14 protein-coding genes are annotated in these 15765 nt (G+C 63.6%); 4 read left to right on the top strand and 10 right to left on the bottom strand.

Going from position 1 to position 15765, the window contains the following annotated elements; genetic code table 11:
• Nucleotides 1–13: 13 nt before the first annotated feature.
• From dprA to AC51GT_RS05045, 4 genes are all read right to left on the bottom strand, one after another.
• Entirely contained in the window at nt 14–1156 is a 1143-nt protein-coding gene (gene dprA / locus AC51GT_RS05060) for a DNA-processing protein DprA (protein WP_496328087.1), read from the bottom strand.
• A 10-nt stretch (nt 1157–1166) separates the two neighbouring features.
• A complete protein-coding gene (locus AC51GT_RS05055) occupies nt 1167–2723 on the bottom strand; it encodes a YifB family Mg chelatase-like AAA ATPase (protein ID WP_496328086.1) in 1557 nt (518 codons plus the stop codon).
• Between the two features lies 1 nt (nt 2724).
• On the bottom strand, nt 2725–3120 hold the full coding sequence (locus AC51GT_RS05050) for a YraN family protein (protein ID WP_496325333.1): 396 nt from the start codon (nt 3118–3120) through the stop codon (nt 2725–2727).
• A gap of 152 nt (nt 3121–3272) precedes the next feature.
• Nucleotides 3273–4226: an alpha/beta hydrolase gene (locus AC51GT_RS05045; protein ID WP_496328085.1), complete on the bottom strand. Its 954-nt coding sequence runs from the start codon at nt 4224–4226 to the stop codon at nt 3273–3275.
• 363 nt (nt 4227–4589) lie between these two features.
• Between AC51GT_RS05045 and AC51GT_RS05040 the strand changes: the two genes are divergently transcribed.
• Together AC51GT_RS05040 and AC51GT_RS05035 are read left to right on the top strand one after the other, a co-directional pair.
• Nucleotides 4590–6164 (top strand): condensation domain-containing protein, encoded by a 1575-nt coding sequence (locus AC51GT_RS05040; protein ID WP_496328084.1) that lies wholly within the window; start codon nt 4590–4592, stop codon nt 6162–6164.
• Between the two features lie 11 nt (nt 6165–6175).
• Nucleotides 6176–7909, top strand: a complete 1734-nt coding sequence (locus AC51GT_RS05035) for an MFS transporter (RefSeq protein WP_496328083.1) — start codon at nt 6176–6178, stop codon at nt 7907–7909.
• On the opposite strand, the gene AC51GT_RS05030 is transcribed toward AC51GT_RS05035, so the two are convergent.
• Nucleotides 7887–8828 (bottom strand): alpha/beta hydrolase, encoded by a 942-nt coding sequence (locus tag AC51GT_RS05030; RefSeq protein WP_496328082.1) that lies wholly within the window; start codon nt 8826–8828, stop codon nt 7887–7889. The two genes, AC51GT_RS05035 and AC51GT_RS05030, sit on opposite strands and share 23 nt — an antisense overlap.
• 470 nt (nt 8829–9298) lie before the next feature.
• Between AC51GT_RS05030 and AC51GT_RS05025 the strand changes: the two genes are divergently transcribed.
• The gene (locus AC51GT_RS05025; protein WP_496328081.1) at nt 9299–10735 is read left to right on the top strand and encodes a condensation domain-containing protein; all 1437 of its coding nucleotides are present in this window, start codon (nt 9299–9301) and stop codon (nt 10733–10735) included.
• On the top strand, nt 10729–12438 hold the full coding sequence (locus AC51GT_RS05020; protein WP_496325338.1) for a DHA2 family efflux MFS transporter permease subunit: 1710 nt from the start codon (nt 10729–10731) through the stop codon (nt 12436–12438). Before AC51GT_RS05025 ends, AC51GT_RS05020 begins: the two co-directional genes overlap by 7 nt.
• Here AC51GT_RS05020 and AC51GT_RS05015 read toward each other — a convergent pair.
• From AC51GT_RS05015 to AC51GT_RS04995, 5 genes are all read right to left on the bottom strand, one after another.
• Nucleotides 12435–12758 (bottom strand): DUF2469 domain-containing protein, encoded by a 324-nt coding sequence (locus AC51GT_RS05015; RefSeq protein ID WP_496325339.1) that lies wholly within the window; start codon nt 12756–12758, stop codon nt 12435–12437. The two genes, AC51GT_RS05020 and AC51GT_RS05015, sit on opposite strands and share 4 nt — an antisense overlap.
• 92 nt (nt 12759–12850) lie before the next feature.
• Nucleotides 12851–13516, bottom strand: coding sequence for a ribonuclease HII (locus AC51GT_RS05010; protein WP_496325340.1), 666 nt, complete (start codon nt 13514–13516; stop codon nt 12851–12853).
• A gap of 2 nt (nt 13517–13518) precedes the next feature.
• Nucleotides 13519–14385 (bottom strand): signal peptidase I, encoded by an 867-nt coding sequence (gene lepB / locus AC51GT_RS05005; protein WP_496325341.1) that lies wholly within the window; start codon nt 14383–14385, stop codon nt 13519–13521.
• A gap of 17 nt (nt 14386–14402) precedes the next feature.
• The gene (rplS, locus tag AC51GT_RS05000; RefSeq protein WP_496325342.1) at nt 14403–14744 is read right to left on the bottom strand and encodes a 50S ribosomal protein L19; all 342 of its coding nucleotides are present in this window, start codon (nt 14742–14744) and stop codon (nt 14403–14405) included.
• 96 nt (nt 14745–14840) lie between these two features.
• Nucleotides 14841–15761: a hypothetical protein gene (locus AC51GT_RS04995; protein ID WP_496328080.1), complete on the bottom strand. Its 921-nt coding sequence runs from the start codon at nt 15759–15761 to the stop codon at nt 14841–14843.
• Nucleotides 15762–15765: the final 4 nt, after the last annotated feature.

Raw genomic sequence — 15765 nt, 5'->3', positions numbered from 1 at the left:
ACTGACGCCGGTGTCACCGACCGCGCGTCAGCCGCCACCCGGAACCGTTGGTGTTGAGCATTCCTCGGGCCTCGAGGACCGCCAACGCCGATCGGACCTTCCGGACGTCGAGTCCGCACGCAAACGAGATCTCGCCGATGGTCAGGGTCCCGGTGGCGGGGACGGCGTCGTAGACGCGCAATTGGTCGGCATCCAGATCGTCGGTGCGACGTCCGAGCGGACCGGCCTCGGGCACCGTGGAACTCGCACCCTCCGGCTGCGCCAGGCGCAAGACGTCCCGCGAATCGGTGACCAGTTGCGCGACGCCGTCTGCGATCATCCGATGGCAACCGACCGACGTCGCCGAAGTGACCGGCCCGGGTACCGCGCCCAGCGGTGTTCCGAGCTTGCGGGCCCAGGCCGCGGTGTTCGCCGCACCGCTGCGCTGACCGGCCTCCACCACAACCACTGCCGAGGACAGCGCCGCCACCAACCGGTTCCGGGTCAGGAATCGATGTTTGGCCGCGGTGGTACCGGGCGCGTACTCACTGACCACCATCCCCGTACGCGCGATCTCGGACAACAGTCGCGCGTGTCCGGCGGGATAGTCACGGTCGATGCCGCACGCCAACACGGCGACCGTGATCCCCTCGCAGGCAAGCACATTCCGGTGGGCCACGCCGTCGATCCCGTACGCCCCACCCGACACAACCGTCCAGCTCTCGGCGGCCAACCCATTCGAGATCAGCGCGGTGACATGCTCGCCGTACCCCGACGCCGCTCGCGACCCCACGATCGCGACCGAACGGTCGACGACCTCGTCGAGTTGCGCCGGCCCGCGCACCCAGAGCGCCAACGGCTCTCCGCCTTTGGCAGCGGTGTCGGCCTTGCTGAGCGCGAGCAGTTGCCATCCCGGCCACTCGGCGTCGTCCGGTGTCACCAACCTGCCACCGAGCCGCGCCACCGTACCGAGGTCTTCGTCCGCGGTGTTCACGCCATAACGCGCCTCGGTCAACGCCAGCACCCCCGCATGCCCGGGCGGGACCACCCGGGTCGCGACGGCCTTGGCCGCCTCCCTCACCCCGACATCGGCGATCAGGGTCCGCAGAGCCGCGCTGGGCGGTTCGGCGACGGCGGACAGGTATGCCCAGGCCCGCCGTTCGTGTTCGTCGAGCACCACTTCCCCCTCAGTTGTATCCGCGGTCGCGGAACATCAATGCCTGTGCCACATGGTCTTCCGACGGCTCCCCGGTGCCGGCCAGATCTGCAAGTGTCCACGCAAGTCTCAGCGCCCTGTCGGCGCCGCGCGCCGTGACGCGACCGTCCCGCAAGAACAATTCGATCGGACGGGTCACGCCGGGTGGCAACCTGAACTCGCCCCGCCGCAGCACTGAACCGGGTACCTCGGAGTTCGTCTGCCACCCCTGTCCACGCCACCGTTCCCGGGCGGCATCACGGGCGGCGATCACCCGCTCACGGACGTCGGCGCTGGTCTCCGCGGCGCCCGCGGTCAGCGCCGCGTTGCCGGGCGGATCCATCCGGACCCGGATGTCCACCCGATCCATCAGCGGACCGGACAACTTCCCGAGATAGCGGCGTCGCGCCGTCGGCGAGCACACGCAGTCCACATCGTTGGCAGGCGCACAGGGACAGGGATTGGCTGCGAGCACCAGCTGGAACCGGGCCGGGAACCGCGCCACCCCGTCCCGTCGGGCGACCCTGACCTCACCGTCCTCCAGCGGCGTCCGCAGCGTTTCGAGAACCTTCACCCCGAGTTCGGCACATTCGTCCAGAAAGAGCACCCCTCGATGAGCCCGGGACACCGCACCCGGTTTGGCCATTCCCGTCCCCCCACCGATCATCGCCGTCACGGTCGTCGAATGGTGTGGGGCGATGAACGGCGCCTCGGTCACCAACGGATGATGTTCCGGCAGACCACCGGCAATCGAATGAATCGCGGTGACCTCCAACGCCTCCGACTCCCCCAGTGGCGGCAGGATTCCCGGCAGCCGGCGCGCCAGCATCGTCTTCCCGATCCCCGGCGGCCCCGTCAACAGCAGATGGTGCGCACCGGCGGCGGCGATCTCCATGGCATACCGCGCCTCGTCCTGACCGACCACGTCCGCAAGGTCCGGAGACATCGGAGCCGGGGCCCGCGCCACCGCTTCACACACCGTGTCCAGTACGTTCGCCCCTCGCAACCACCCCAGCACCTCCCTCAGATGCGACGCCCCGCCGACCTCGATCCCCGACACCAGCGTCGCCTCCGCCACATTCGCCAGTGGCACAACCACATACGCGAACCCGGCCTTACGCGCCGCAACCACCGCCGGCAACACGCCCCGCACCGGCCGCAACCGCCCGTCAAGCGCCAGTTCTCCGATGAACACCGACTTATCGAGCAACTCGGACGGCTTGTCGGAGTTCGCAGCCAACACGGCCAGTGCCAGACCGAGATCGAAGATCGAACCTGCTTTCGGCAACGTCGCCGGCGACAACGCCAGGGTGATCCGCCCTTCCGGCCACTTCTGCACCCCGCCACCGGATTCATCCGTGGACCCTTTGTTCGCCGCGGCGGTATTGGTGATCGCCGCCCGGACGCGGTCTTTCGCCTCCTTGAGCGCCGCGTCCCCCAGGCCCACCAGATGCACGCCCGGCAATCCCTGCCCGATCGACGCCTCGATCTCGACGACGACACCCTCGACCCCGCGCAGTGCCACCGACCTCACGCGACCCAGCTTCATCTCAGAACACTCCACGAAGATGCGAAAACGTCGGCTCCCCCGCCGAGTTCAAGTGCACCGCGATCACGTCGAAACGCACCACCGGCCATCGCCGGTCCTGCTCCTGCAACCACAGAGCGGCCAGCCGCCGCATCCGCTTGTACTTCTCGAACGACACCGCCTCGGCGACATCAGCGAACAGGGCCCCCGTCCGCGCCTTGACCTCCACCACCACCAAGGCGACCCCGTCGACAGCGATCACATCCAGCTCGCCGTAGCGACAACGCCAGTTACGAGCCACCACCGTCCAGCCCGCATCTTCCAAGAACCGGACAGCCAGATCCTCACCCAACTGCCCGACCTCACGGCGCGACCGCCCCGCCCCACCCTGATCCGGTTGATTCCCCGACTGATTCATGAACCAACCATGACCATCGAGGTCGGCACATCACCGGTCACCTCACCCGCCCACCGCCTGCCTGTGGACACAAAACCCGACTGTGGAAAGCCGGTGCTGCTTTCGAGGTCCGCTGTTATCGGATCCCGCGGGTTCCTACGGCCTGCGCATGGTCAAGCGGCCAGTGCCGACCGGAACAGCGGCCATGACCGGTGGAGATCGTCCTGCCAATAGGCCCAACTATGTGTACCGGGATCACCGAGGTCGATCGTGGCCGGAATCCCCAACTGCTGCAGGCGATCCCGCATCTGTACCGAGCAACGGTTCGTCGCCGACTCGATCACCGCTCCGACCGCGATCTGGTCGGCGAGCTTGGGGACATTCCCGTCGATACCCGGTCCGTCGAGCACGTCGTACTCCCCGGGAAGGCCGGTACCGTTCGACAGGTAGATCGCCTTGCCCCGAAGCTTCGCCGCATTGACGTACGGGTCGTTGCGTACCCATTCCGGGTCGGATGGCGGACCCCACATGTTCACGGTGTTACCGCCACCTCGACCCTCGACAGTGAGCCGAACGAATGCCTGCCCCTCCGGGTCACTGGTCATCGCGCACCCGCTATAGGCACCGACAGCCCGGTACAACTGCGGAGCCCGCAGAACCAACTGGAAGACCGATGTGCCCGCCATCGATATCCCGGCAATTGCGTTGCGCCCGTTGCCACTGAATTCCGCATCCATGAGTGGGGGTAGCTCCTTTGTGAGAAAAGTCGCCCACTTCTGCCTGCCCAGCACCGGGTCGTCGTGCCGCCAATCGGTGAAATAGCTCGCGGCCCCACCCATCGGGACCACCACATTCACGTCCCGCCCCGCAAAAAAGGTCCGGATATCGGTCTTGTCGAACCAACTACTCCCGCCCTCACCCCCAGCGGCACCGTTGAGCAGGTAGATCGTCGGGACCGGATGCGATCGGTCGGCAGCCGGAAGGACTTTGACCGTCACGTCCGATCGCATCGCAGCGGAATGGACCACGACATCGACCACCCGGTCTTCCGGCTCCGCATGTGCCGGCCCCACCGCGAGAACGGATCCACCGAGCAGCATCACCGCCATAACGGCAGGTCCGGCCATCGAAATACCTGTTCGCCCGCGCCCTGCCCAGTGAATCGACCGATGAATCACGACTACCCCTCTGCCACCCGTCCCGCGTCCATGGTTGATCAGCAGAATAGAACAGATCAGCGTTTGATGGACCCACTGTCGCACGTCGAAATTGCAAACAGAGCGCGCCGACCGAACTTATGTAAACACTGGGATAACTCCTTGCGAACTATTTGTTTCCATTTGCCCACAGCGTCATTAGCACGTGGCCACCACCAAAGTCTCGACATTTCCCACAATCGGTTTCCATCAATTGATTGACTTTATTGCGAATAAGTTGGAATCCCACCCTCCCGCACCTCTGTGCGGTTGCGCTCGGGTCGTCACTAAAGCATGCTGAATGCAAAGTTCACGCGAATATCTGTGAGCGAATTGCCCGAACACAACGAACGACTATTCGACTCGGTACACCTGTCCTACAACTGTGTACGGTCGACATCGATTTTCGTAGTGCAGGCCGGAAAGGGTTTCATGGTCAGCTTTGGACTCATTGACGATTGGCAGCCGAGGACGGGAAAGTTGACCATCTGGTCAGCGTCCGAGGCCTCATTGGACGCCGCCAGGCGCGCGCCGATTCATCAGACACCGCCATCTCACCAGCAGGAAGAATACCTACGCACGGCGCTGCGAAAACAAAAAGGTGAGGTCAGGGGGTCACGCCTTTATGTGGGCACCTTCGATTCCGGCGAACGGCTCAACCGCTTGGCGATGACCACCACCATCAATACCTTCCTGCGCCGCCATGACACCCATCTGAGCTGGTTCTCCGCCGAAGCCGACGGCTCCATAGCCCGTCACGTAATCCACCCCGACGACGTGGATTTCATTCCGCACGACTTCGGAATGATCGACAGTGCCGAGGACCTTCGAAATCTTGCGCAAAGCAAAACTCCGGGTCCACTCGAATGGAATTGCTTCACATTCGGAACAATTGAGCACGCCGACGGGTTCACGATGTACGGTGCCATCGATCATCTGCATTCAGATCCCCTGTCGCAGGCGATCGCCTTGGTGGACGCGATGACGCTCTACTCGAACGCGGCCAACCCCGAGTCCGCGACCGAGCCGAGGCAACCCGGCAGCTACATCGAGTACTGCCGGCGCGAACGCGAGACGTCGGCGCAGCTCTCGCTCGAATCGGAATCCGTTCAGCGGTGGATCGAACTGGTCCGCGACAACGGCGGCGACCTCCCCACCTTTCCACTGAGTCTGGGTCCGAACCCCAAGACGGAGGCTCGGAGCGCACACCTGACCGCCGAACTGTTCGACGACGACGATGCAAAAGTCCTCGGCCGCATCTGCCGCGACAACCGGGCCGGATTCATTGCCGCAGTCCTGACCGTTGCGGGTCTGGCCGCCCACGAGTTCACCGGCTGCGACAGGTACCTGGCCATCACGCCGAAAAGCACTCGCACCACACCCGAAGAGTTCAGTGCGGTCGGATGGTTCACCAGTCTGATCCCCGTGCCGATCGAGTTCACCGAGGATTCGACATTCTGTTCCCTGGTCCGCCAGACGCAATCGGCGTACGTGGCGGGTCGCAAACTCTCCGACGTCTCCTTCCATCGCGTCCTCGAACTCCTCGACGACACGCCGGAATCGCCGATCACGACACAGCCCGGATGGTCGGTCCCGATGGTGTCGGTGATGGACACCCGTCGAATGCCCGGCGTCGACACGTTCGCCGCGATCAACGCGAAGTTCTACGGCAATCGCGGCACCTCTGAAGAGGTCTATGTCTGGGTCAACCGGTTCACCGATCACACATCGATGAGCCTGCTCTACCCGGACTCGTCCCACGCCCGGGCCTCGGTCAACATCTACATCGACCGGATCCGTCAGATCTTCAAGACCATCGTCGCGGAAGGTGACTACACGCCGACCACGGTGCCGGCCGGTGCAGTGTGACGGTGCCGCCAGTGACCACCGGGGTCGCCGGCCGTTCGGCCACAACCGATCCGAACCGGATCACGCGATCGTCGTGGATGATCCTGGCGTGCTGTCTCATCGCGGTGTCGGTGCAGATGGTCGACATGACCATCGTCAACATCGCACTTCCGAGCCTGGCCTCGGACCTCGGCGCCACCAACGGGCAGCAACTCCTCGTACTGAGCGCGTACACCCTGGCATTCGCGTGCTTCCTGCTGACCGCGTCCCGTCTCGGTGAGCGTTTCGGCCGCCGCCGGGTCTTCATCGTCGCACTGGCGAGCTTCACGGTCGTGTCGGTTCTCTGCGGCGCTGCGCAGGGTCCAACGCAACTCATCATCCTGCGCGCCCTCCAAGGCGCTTTCGCCGCGCTGGCATCCGCCCAGACCCTGGCGATCATCTCCGTCTCGTTCCCGAAATCCAAGCACGGGGTCATTTTCGGTATCTACGGAGCAGTCGCCGGGGTGGCGGCCATGCTGGGACCCACGCTGGGTGGGCTGCTCATCTCGGCGGACCTGTTCGGGCTCGGCTGGCGAACGATCTTCCTGGTCAATCTCCCGTTGGGACTCGTCGCATGTTGCCTCGGGTTCCGGTACCTGCCTGCGCTCACCTCGCCCACCCGGCCGATGTTCGATGTGGTCGGGATCGTCCTGTCCACAACGGCACTCTTCCTGCTGATCCATCCGCTGGCGACCGGACGCGAAAAGGGTTGGCCGTCATGGCAGATCGCCATGCTCATCGCGGCCGTCCTTCTGCTCGCCGTATTCGTGTTGCAGCAGCGCCGACTCACGGCGCGCGGTGGTGATCCGTTGCTGGCGCTGAGTCTGTTCCGCGCCAGGTCTTTCGCGGTGGGCTCCGCGCTGTGCCTGCTGTTCTTCAGTGTGTTCTCGGCGTTCTTCTTCACGGTCTCGGTCACCGCTCAGTTCGGGTTGGGCTACTCCGCCCTGAAGACCGGATTGCTGACCTTGCCGTTCGCGTTCGGCGCCGCAGTTGGATCGGTTCTCTCACCCCTGGTGGTCCGACGGATCGGGTCGCGCACGCTCACCATGGGAGCGATCGCCTTCACCGCGGCACTGGGCTACACCGCATTGATAATCGATCCCGCATCGGCCGCGATCTCGATCCCCGCGATCGTCCCACCGCTGGTTGCCGGCGGCTTCGCGATGGGCTTGTTCGTCGCACCGCTACAGGCCACGATGCTCTCCGGCACATCAGAGTCGAACATCGGATCCGCTTCCGGGACTGTTCCGACCATCCAGCAGATCGGTGCGTCCATCGGACTCGCCGCGATCAGCGTGCTGTTCTTCAATCAGGTGGCCGCGCAGTCGGAATCCGCGGTCTCGAACGCCCGGTCTTCACTGAGCCGCGACCTGACCGTCACCGAGGTCTCAAAGTCGATGCAGCCCTTTGTAATCAACGAATTCGTCCGGTGCGCCACAGCACAACTCGGGTCGGCGCAACCCGACGCACCGGCTCCTGGCTGTCCTGACGCCCGCAAAGATGTATCCGCCGAACCGGACACGCTGCAGTCCAAGGTCGCCGTCGATGCCGAACCCGCCCTGCGCCCCGCCGCGCGGCAGGCCGCCGCACAGACGTTTCTGGGCGCATTCGATGTGGTGTTATGGTCGCTGGCCGCGATGACCATCATCTTGGCGGCGTTCACTTTTGGACTCAAACGGAATGCGGGAACCCCACCGACACCGGTCAGCCCGCCAGCGCTGTCTTGAACACCGGCCAGGACGCGTGCAGATCGTCCTGCCAATAACCCCAGCTGTGCGTTCCGCTCGGACGTAGGTCGATGGTTGCCGGTATTGCCAGCTGCTGCAACCTATCTCGCATCTGGTTCGTACAGTGGTTCGTCGCCGTCTCGATCATCGCTCCGACCGCGATCTGCTCCGAGAGTTTCGACAGGCTGCCGTTGACACCCGGACCGTCGAGTACGTCGTGGCTTCCCGGCAGCCCCGTACCGTTCGAGAGATAGATTGCCTTGCCCCGGAACTTTTCGGCGTTCACGTACGGATCGTTGCGCACCCATTCCGGATCGGTGGGCGGTCCCCACATGTTCACGGTGTTGCCACCACCCCGCACCTCGACGGTGAGGCGCACGAACGCCTGACCGACGGCGTCACTGGTCATCGCGCAGCCACTGTAGGAACCAACCGCCCGATAGAGGTCCGGAGCACGGAGAACCAACTGGAACACAGAGGTCCCGGCCATCGAGATACCGGCAATGGCGTTGCGTCCGTTGCCGTTGAACCGGGCATCGATCAGCGGCGGAAGTTCCTCGGTGAGGAAGGTCGCCCACTTCTGTCGACCCAGCACCGGGTCATCGCTGCGCCAATCCGTGAAATAGCTGGCGGCGCCACCCATCGGAACCACTACGTTCACGTGCTCGCCCGCAAAAAAGGTCGAGACATCCGTCTGGTCGAACCAGCTGCTGCCGCCCTTGCCGCCGGCGGCGCCGTTGAGCAGATATAGCGTGGGTACCGGTTTTGTCTGATCGGACGGGCGCAACACTTTGACCGTAATGTCCGAATTCATCGACGTTGATCTGACAACAACATTTATCACGTCATGTGAACGGCTCGGCTCGGCATGAGCGGGCCCCACCGCGGCCAGCGAAAATGTGAACACAATCGCCATCATGTTTGCCAAGATGATATTAATTCTTATTGATCTCGTTGGTTTACCGACAGCAATAGACCAATGCGGTATCACAAATCCCTCCCTCTGGCCGACCGGCCACTACCGAGCATGACGAGCAGGGTAGAGCACGTTGAACCCTCAGTGCGACTGATGCTTTCGGTTCAATCTCCATTGGGGCACCTACCCCATACCACAGGGTATGGGGGTCTGTCATCGATTTTGCTCAATCAGTTCATATGAACGCGGACTGTTGTCTGTCCCCGCTTTTCGATGTAGTTTTCACCGTGCTCAACAATACTGTGACACCGTCGTGACTGAATTTTAATAAAAACATCGACAGGGATTCGTGCAACTGCGCGATCAGCGGACCCAATCGCTCTTTGCCGCTTTTGGACCAGGGGTCCGAGAATGCCGGCGACTGATCGCCATTGGAATGGCTGACTCCATTCAACGACAGAGGAGCTTGATGAATGGTTAATTTCGGACTGATCAACGAGTGGGAACCCAACCCGGGACGACTGACGAGTTGGGTTGCATCGCTGGCGTCGATCACCGACGCGAACCGCGCGCCGGTACACCCCGTGCCGCCTTCGCACCAACAAGAAGAGTATCTACGGACCGCTGCCCGCAACGAGGACGCCGGCTTCCGATTCTCTCGACTGTGCCTCGTTGCGTTCGACTTCGCCGCACCGCTGAACACCTCGGCGATGACCGAGGCGATCAATGGTTTCCTCCGGCGACACGACACCTTCCACAGCTGGTTCTCCGCCGAACCGGATGGCTCGGTCATCCGCCACGTCGTCGACCCGAGCATCTTCGATTTCGTACCGACAGTGCACGGTGACAAAGACTCACCCACCGAGATCCGCATACACGTCGAGGCCGAGACACCGGGTCCGTTCAACTGGGATTGCTATTCGTTCGGCGCGATCGAGCACGGTGACGGTTTCACCTTCTACGCGGCGTTCGATCATCTGGTCACCGACGGCATCTCTGCCGCCTTGACGGTGGTCGAGTTGCTACAGCTGTACGCGACGGCGGCGTTCGGCGCCGAGGACACCCTCGCCGAGGTCGGCAGCTACATCGACTACTGCGAGCGCGAACGATCCGGATCCGCCGAACTCACGTTGGACTCGCCCCATGTGAAGCGCTGGATCGAGCTCGTGCAGGCCAACGGTGGTGGCCTACCGACGTTCCCGCTCGAGCTGGGCGTGTCGAGCGAGGGCTACGCCCGTACCGCGCATCTGTCCACGGCGCTGTTCAGCGAGGACCACGCCGAGCGGTTCGCCACCGTGTGCCGTGACAACGGTGCCTCCTTTGTGGCCGGCGTCCTGACGGTCGCGGCACTGGCCAGCCATGAGTTCACCGGTCAGGAGAAGTACTTGGGCCTCACACCCAAGAGCACCCGGTCGACCCCAGCCGAACTCAACTCCGTCGGTTGGTTCACCAGCCTCATCCCGGTGCCGCTCAGAATCGACGCAAGCACCACCTTCACATCCGTCGTCGGTGCCGCTCAGACCTCCTACGACGCCGGAAAAGAGCTCACCGACGTCTCGTTCCATCGCGTCCTTCAGCTCGTCGAGCCCTCCAGCGGCGTCAACGTTCCGCCCGGATGGTCGGTGCCGATGGTCTCGTATATCGATGTCCGGAAGTTGCCGGGTGTCGAGGTGTTCGACGCACTCAATGCCGGGCTGTTCGGTAACCGCGGCAGCTCTGAAGAGGTATTCCTGTGGATAAACCGCTTCACTGATGAGACCACGATCAGCCTGTTGTTCCCCGGCACCGACGAGGCCCGCCAGGCGACCAAGCTGTACGTCGACCGTCTCATCGAGATCTTCACGACGATCGCCGACCACGGTGACTACGTGCCATCGCTGGAAGCGGCAGGTTCACATTCACGGTGGTAGTCCCGGAATCTGTTGCGGCCCAGTCCCCCACGCAGACCATCCCGTCCCGCCGGGCATGGCTGGCGTTCGCCGCATGCCTCATCGCGGTGTTCATGCAGATGGTCGACACCACGATCGTCAACATCGCGCTGCCGAGTCTGGCAACGGACCTCGGGGCGACGTATTCCGACCAGTTGCTCGTCGCGACGGTCTATACGTTGGCATTTGCATGCACATTGATGACCGGCTCACGCCTGGGAGAGATGTTCGGCAGGCGCCGGGTCTTCCTCATCTCTCTGGCGGGCTTCACGCTTGCCTCCGTACTGTGCGGAACGGCCGGCGGTGCCACAGAGCTCATCGTGCTCAGAGGCGTCCAGGGCGTGAGTGCCGCGGCCGCCTCGGCTCAGACGATCGCCATCATCTCCGTACTGTTTCCGCGCGTCAGGCACGGCCTGGTATTCGGGATCTACGGCGCCACAGCGGGTGTGGCGGCAATGCTGGGCCCGATGCTCGGTGGTGCCCTCATCACGGCCGACATCGCCGGGCTCGGGTGGCGGACGATCTTCTTGGTGAACCTGCCGTTGGGGTTGATGGCCTGCGTGCTGGCATTTCGCGAGCTACCGGACATCGCCGCCGAGGAACGAGCGCCACTCGACCTGATCGGCATGGCGCTGTCCACCACGGGCCTGTTCATGCTGATCTATCCGCTCGCCGTGGGCCGGGAGAAGGATTGGCCCCGATGGCTTCTGGCGATGCTGGTGGTCGCCCTGCTCCTGCTGGTCGCGTTCGTCGTATACGAACGCAACCTGCAATCGCGTGGAGGGCGGCCACTGCTGCGACTGGACCTGTTTCGCAACAGGAACTTCTCGGTCGGCGCGGTGCTGTCGTTGTTGTTCTTCAGCGTTTTCGCGGCCTTCTTCTTCACGGTGTCCATCGCCGCCCAGTTCGGATTGGGCTACTCCGCCCTGCGAACCGGTGCCCTGACATTTCCTTTTGCCGTCGGCGCCGCGCTGGGGTCGCTTGTCTCCCCCCTGCTCGTCGCCCGGATCGGGCCACGCACCCTCGCCGTGGGGATGCTCGCGTTCACCGTGAGTCTGGGATGGACCGCAACGCTCGTCGATCCCGCGAGTGCCTCGCTGGACGTGGTGCCGCTGCTGCTCCCATTGGTGCTCGGCGGGCTGGGTACCGGTGTCTTCGTCGCTCCGCTGCAGGCGACCATCCTGTCGGGTACCACTGAATCCAACGTCGGGTCGGCCTCTGGTTCGATTCCCACGATCCAGCAGATCGGTTGTTCGATCGGCCTCGCGGTGATCAGCATCTTCTTCTTCAACCAAGTTGCCGCACAATCGAACTCGGCGGTCGACGAGGCGGCCCACCTGTTGTCGCGCGAACTCGCATCCACCACCGTCAACCCGGCTGTTGCGCCGATGGTGGTCGACGAGTTCGCGCGATGTGCGCATGTGCAGTTGACGTCATCGCATCCGGAACAGACGCCCCCGGGATGCGAGGGTGGCCAATCGTCACCGGGTGCCACCGGCTCGAACGACATCCGGTCGAATGTGGCCGCTGCGGCACAGCCTCAGATACAACTGGCCGCCCGCGACGCAGCAGCCCGCTCGTTCCTGGGCGCCTTGTCGGTGGTCCTCTGGGTGATCGCTGCGACCACGGCCGGATTGGCGGCTTTGACGCTGCTGCTCAGGCGATCGGACAACGAGCGCGGCTAGTCGCCGAGCACACCGTTCTCGGGAAGACGCAGATCCTGCTTCTCGAGTTCTTCGATGTTGACGTCTTTGAACGTGATCACCCGCACCTGCTTCACAAACCGGGCCGGACGGTACATGTCCCACACCCAGGCATCGCTCATCCGGACTTCGAAGTAGACCTCTCCGTCGGCATTGCGGGGCACCATGTCCACCGCATTGGCGAGATAGAACCGCCGCTCGGTCTCAACCACGTAGGTGAATTGACCGACGATGTCCTTGTATTCGCGGTACAGGGACAGTTCCATCTCGGTTTCGTACTTCTCGAGATCCTCGGCGCTCATCCTGTAAGGGTAACGCGCCCGCAGCACCTGCCTGTGCACCGAGGACATCTAACGGGGCCGGCCCGACCGCGATCACCGCACCGCGACCACCATCAGGGCACCCGGACACGCATTCGCACGTTGCGATAGGACATCCGATGCTGCTGCGACGGTCCGAGATCGTCGAGGCAGCTCATGTGCATCTGCGTGCTGTAACCCTTGTGGACGGCAAATCCGTACCCGGGGAGCTCGCGGTCCATGGCGACCATGATCCGGTCCCTGGTGACCTTGGCAACGATGCTGGCGGCGGCGATACAGGCCGCGGCCCCGTCGCCGCCGATCACCGGAAGGGATGGAGCTGTCAGTCCGGGCACCACGAACCCGTCGGACAACACGTATCCGGGATTCACCGGCAGACCCGCCACAGCGCGTCGCATGCCCTCGATGTTGGCCACGTGGATCCCGATCCGATCGATCTCTTCGGCGTCGACGATCACGGCGGACCACGCGAGTGCATGACGGGTCACCGATTTGTACAACTTCTCCCGGGTGGATTCGCTGAGCTTCTTCGAATCATCAAGTCCCGCCAGGGAAACCAGCCCGGTCGGCTTGAGGACACAGGCCGCCACGACCAGCGGACCCGCACAGGCTCCGCGTCCGGCCTCATCGACCCCGGCCACCGGCCCGAGTCCACTGCGATTGAGCGCGGCCTCGAAGGTGCGCAGACCGGCCGCTCGTCGAATCGCCACCCGGGGTGGCCACTTCGTTGCCACGGACATCGCTATTTCTGTGGGTTGACGGACTCTACGCCGCCGAAGCGGGAGAACGGGTAGATGATCATTCGGACCTTGCCGCGGATGTCATCGACCGGAACCATGCCGTGCAACTGGTCGTCCATATGGAAACGAGAGTCGGCGGAATTGCCGCGATTGTCACCCATCACCCAGACCTGCCCTTCGGGCACATCGAGCGGTCCGAAATCGGGGCCGAAGCACGAGTTGAGTTCGCCGTTGGTGTCGAGGAGCTCGGCCGGCCGCAGTTCGGCGTTCTTCCGCTGCAGTTCCAGGTCGATGTACGGCTCGACCAACGGCTTGCCGTCGACCTTGGCGCCGGTGCCGTCGGCATTGTGGCATTCGATGCGCTGACCGCCCACGGCGATCACCCGCTTGACCAGATTGTTTTCGTCGGGCGGCGCGAAGCCGAACCACGACAGGGCGTTCTGCGCGCCACGGACCACGGTGTTCGATGAGCGCGGGGACTGCCATCCCAGATCCCACGACGATGTCGGGGCCTTGAAGACGACAACATCTCCGGGCTCGGGATCACCGAAGCGATAGGACAGCTTGTCGATCACGATGCGATCGTTGGTGCATCCGTTGCATCCGGTGAGGGTGGGCTGCATCGATTCCGAGGGAATCACATACTGCCGTCCGATGAACGTCTGCAGCACCCAGGTCAGCAGGAGCACACAGACGATGATGATGGCGGTCTCGCGAAGCAGAGAACCCTTTTTCTTGGGCTTTCGGCCATCATCATCGTCCAGGCTGCGCCAGGGGCGTGGAGAGTCGTCCGATCCGGACGGATTGTCGCTGTCGGGTTCGTGTCCGTAGGGACGTGAACCGTCAGGAGTGCGGGGGGTGTCGACCACGCCGCAAGCCTAGTGTGTCAGCGCTTTTCTTTGATCTTCGCGGCCTTGCCACGCAGGTCGCGGAGGTAGTACAGCTTCGCGCGACGGACGTCACCACGGGTCAGGATCTCGACCTTGGCCAGGTTCGGGCTGTGGACCGGGAAGGTGCGCTCGACGCCGACACCGAAGGAAACCTTGCGAACCGTGAAGGTTTCGCGGACGCCACCACCCTGGCGACGGATGACGACACCCTTGAACACCTGAACGCGTTCTTTCGAGCCCTCGATGACCTTCACGTGAACGTTGAGGGTGTCACCCGGACGGAAGTCGGGGATGTCGTCGCGCAGGGACTTGTTGTCCAAGAAATCCAGAGTGTTCATACTGTCGGTTCCAATCCTGTTGGCGTGAGCAGAGGAACCTAGCGGCCTTGCGGCTCGACTGGTTCGTGCTCTGATTCGTTTGGTCTCCGCGACGGATCAGCGGACAGGAGATCCTGACGTCTGATCGTCGATCGGCAACTGGTCAATTGTGCCAGAAGGACCCCGCCCGTGAGAAATCGTCTCGGCCAGCACCAGCTCGCCGGACTCCCCTGGTGCCGGTGCCGCATGAACCACGACGTCGAGTTCGGCCTCGGCCTCGGCCTTGGCGTGGGCGACGTCGGGTTTACCGGCCATCAGGTCCTGCATGAAGATCTTGGCCCGGATCAGTGGGCGCCGAATGCGGCGTTCACGGCGTACTGCCGCGGCCATCTTCTTCTCGCGTTTGGTGTAACGCCACCGGGCCCAGGGGGATGTCGGGCGCGCCAGCCGGATCGACCCGATGATGAGCAAGGGGAAGATGAACAGCCCGATCAGCCCCGTCCAGATCTTGCCCTTGACCAGAACGATGCCGGTGAGCACCGCGACGACGAGCAGCGAAATTCCCAGCGCCACCAACGAGACCACATCACCGGTGTCGGCGTCATCGATGTCGAAGGGACGAAAGCCCATCAGCAACAGGCCCATGACCGCCAGGGCGACGAACACCGCGTCGATCGATGCCCGGCCTTCTTCGGCCCAGTACACATCGCGCAGATAGAAGATGAGGGCGAACTCGTCGAGTACCAGCGCCGCGCCGATCCCGAACAGGCCGGCGAAGATCGAGAGCACCACTTGCGAACCGTTGATCGACATCGCGATCAGGCCGAGCCCCGAGACCATCGTGAGCACCGTCCCGAACACCACGTGGTGGATGTGCATGCCGCCCGGTGTCACGTTGTTGAACCACCAGCTGACCTCGGCGCGGATCAGGCGGACACTGATCCGGATCCCGAGAAAGCCCAGGATGAAGCCGATATACGCCACGAACAGCGGAAGTCGCCCGTTGTCGACGATGTTCTCCTGGAACCAGTGCGCCATCCGA

The organism is Williamsia sp. z34 (assembly GCF_059553395.1).
This window is presented reverse-complemented; position numbering and strand designations above follow the sequence as displayed.

What these genes read in the sequence shown, in the direction of transcription:
- AC51GT_RS05055 (WP_496328086.1), bottom strand. Translation starts at nt 2,723, where the DNA reads ATGAAGCTGGGTCGCGTGAGGTCGGTGGCACTGCGCGGGGTCGAGGGT.
- AC51GT_RS05050 (WP_496325333.1), bottom strand. Translation starts at nt 3,120, where the DNA reads ATGAATCAGTCGGGGAATCAACCGGATCAGGGTGGGGCGGGGCGGTCG.
- AC51GT_RS05045 (WP_496328085.1), bottom strand. Translation starts at nt 4,226, where the DNA reads ATGGCCGGACCTGCCGTTATGGCGGTGATGCTGCTCGGTGGATCCGTT.
- AC51GT_RS05040 (WP_496328084.1), top strand. Translation starts at nt 4,590, where the DNA reads ATGCTGAATGCAAAGTTCACGCGAATATCTGTGAGCGAATTGCCCGAA.
- AC51GT_RS05030 (WP_496328082.1), bottom strand. Translation starts at nt 8,828, where the DNA reads ATGATGGCGATTGTGTTCACATTTTCGCTGGCCGCGGTGGGGCCCGCT.
- AC51GT_RS05025 (WP_496328081.1), top strand. Translation starts at nt 9,299, where the DNA reads ATGGTTAATTTCGGACTGATCAACGAGTGGGAACCCAACCCGGGACGA.
- AC51GT_RS05015 (WP_496325339.1), bottom strand. Translation starts at nt 12,758, where the DNA reads ATGAGCGCCGAGGATCTCGAGAAGTACGAAACCGAGATGGAACTGTCC.
- AC51GT_RS05010 (WP_496325340.1), bottom strand. Translation starts at nt 13,516, where the DNA reads ATGTCCGTGGCAACGAAGTGGCCACCCCGGGTGGCGATTCGACGAGCG.
- rplS (WP_496325342.1), bottom strand. Translation starts at nt 14,744, where the DNA reads ATGAACACTCTGGATTTCTTGGACAACAAGTCCCTGCGCGACGACATC.
- AC51GT_RS04995 (WP_496328080.1), bottom strand. Translation starts at nt 15,761, where the DNA reads ATGGCGCACTGGTTCCAGGAGAACATCGTCGACAACGGGCGACTTCCG.